The organism is Sphingopyxis sp. (assembly GCF_036402335.1).
Lineage (GTDB): Bacteria > Pseudomonadota > Alphaproteobacteria > Sphingomonadales > Sphingomonadaceae > Sphingopyxis.
The window spans coordinates 1-2,045 of the sequence record NZ_DASWTD010000002.1 but is presented as its reverse complement, the minus strand read 5'-3'; the positions used below and the strand labels follow the sequence as shown (position 1 = coordinate 2,045).

General features: G+C 66.0%; 2 protein-coding genes. One reads left to right on the top strand and one right to left on the bottom strand.

Annotated elements, in window-relative coordinates; genetic code table 11:
• On the bottom strand, window positions 1-601 hold a 601-nt coding region (locus VGD20_RS00020; RefSeq protein ID WP_331132486.1), incomplete at its 3' end, for a GMC family oxidoreductase.
• Between the two features lie 187 nt (window positions 602-788).
• Here VGD20_RS00020 and VGD20_RS00015 point away from each other — a divergent pair.
• Window positions 789-2,045, top strand: a 1,257-nt coding sequence (locus VGD20_RS00015) for a class I adenylate-forming enzyme family protein (RefSeq protein WP_331132485.1), incomplete at its 3' end; no start/stop codon positions are given.

Genomic DNA, 2,045 nt, shown 5'->3' with positions numbered 1-2,045 from the left:
GGAACGCGGTCGCTGCGCTCTGTCGCTTGCCGCCGGCAATGGTGCGCGGCGTGAAGCCGATCCCGTCGCCATTGTCGGGCGCGTTGACGTCGTCCTTGCGCGGCCACCCCATCGCCACGCCCGCGGCAATCTGCGCTTCCGACAATTCGTCGCGAAGCGTCGGCATCGTCACCTTCAGCGGGCCGGCGTCGCCACGGGTTTCCGCTGCGCCCAGTTCATGCCCTTCCAGCGCCGCATAGGCCGCGCCGATATGCTTCCAGCTCCAATCGTCGCTCGACACGTCGGCGATCGCATCGAAATCGGCTGGCTGCCCGCGCACGTACATCATGCCATTGGTTGAGGTGGATCCGCCCAGCACCCGCCCGCGCACCCACATTTCGGATTGCTCGCCGGTGCAGGCATCGGGCTCGCTGGCATAGGCCCACAGGTGCTTGGGATCGGCCATCACCTTGGCGAGCCCCTTGGGCATGGAAATGAACGGATGCGTGTCGCGCGGCCCGGCCTCGATCACGCACACCACGATCCGGGGGTCTTCCGACAGCCGATAGGCCAGCACGCATCCCGCTGCTCCCGCCCCCACGATCACGTAATCGTAGCTCATTCGCGCGCCCTCCCCTGGGTCGGCAGCATTTCGCGCCGCTCAACCTACGATGAATAGGTAACGCCATCGGGCGCATGTCGACAAGCCCCGGCCGAAGAAAAACTATTGCTATTAGGTTGGCGCCTTTTTAGCTTCGTCGTCGACAAGGAGAAGCTGCGCCGGCCATGCCGACGCCGGAGAGGAAGATATGCCGCAGACGTTGCCGAATGCCATCGCATGGTGGGCCAGGATGCGCGGCGACCAGCCGGCCGTGGTCCTCGACGGCGATGTGCTCACCTACCGCGACTATCACGACTGGTCGGGCCGCGTCGCCGCGATGCTGATCGCCGATGGGCTCCAGCCGGGTGACCGGGTTGCCATCTGCGCTACCAACAGTCTTGCGTATGTCGCCCTGATCATGGGCACGATCCGCGCCGGCGGCATCGTCAACCCGGTGAACTTCCGATATAAGCCGCGCGAGATCGCCGAACTGGTCGAAACCACCGAACCGGCCATCTCGTTCGCCGATCCGGCGCATAGCGGAAACATGACGGACGCCGGCGTTTCGCCCCGCGCCCTGGCGGAGATCGACGCATTGCGCCACGGCGCGTCGGTCACCCCGTCGCACGATCCGCAACCCGACGCGCCGGTGGTCATCATCGCGACGTCCGGCTCCACCGCCAAGCCGAAGGGCGTGGTCTTCACCAACCGCTCGATGACGGCCTATGCCGCCAGCTGGGCGGTGGAGGAGACGAGCTCGGCACCCGGATCGCGGATCATCAGCCTTGCGCCGCTCAACACATCGGCCGGCTTCGTTCAGCTGATGCACTATACGACCCTGGGCTGCACCATCTACATGATGCCGCAGTTCGTTCCTGCCGATGCGCTCCGGCTGATCGAGCGCGAACGGATCACCTGCTTCGGCGCGGTGCCTGCCTTTTTCGAGTTCATCGCCGCCCTGCCCGAGTTCGCCGGCGCGGACCTGTCGTCGATCAGGCTCGCCACCGCTGGCGGCGCGCGCGTCAGCCGTCAGCTGCTGGAGACGTACAAGGCCAAGGGCATCACCATCCGCCAGATCTACGGCCAGACCGAGGTTGGTGGGAACGCGACGATGATGCCCGAGCATCTCGCCATGGCGGCGCCCGAGAAATGCGGCTGGGGCAACATCTTCATGGACTTGCGCGTCGTGCGACCCGACGGCACCGACTGCGATCCCGGCGAACCCGGCGAGATCGTGATGCGCTCGCCGGGCATGATGCAGGGCTATTGGCGCAACCCGGAGGAGACCGCCAAGACGATCCGCAATGGCTGGCTGCATTCCGGCGACATCGGCACGCTGGACGAGAATGGCCTGCTCACCTTTGTTGACCGGCTGAAGGACCTGATCATTTCCGGCGGCCTCAACATCTCCGCCGCCGAGGTGGAGCGCGTGGTGTGCGAGTTCCCCGGCATCACCGAGGCGCTG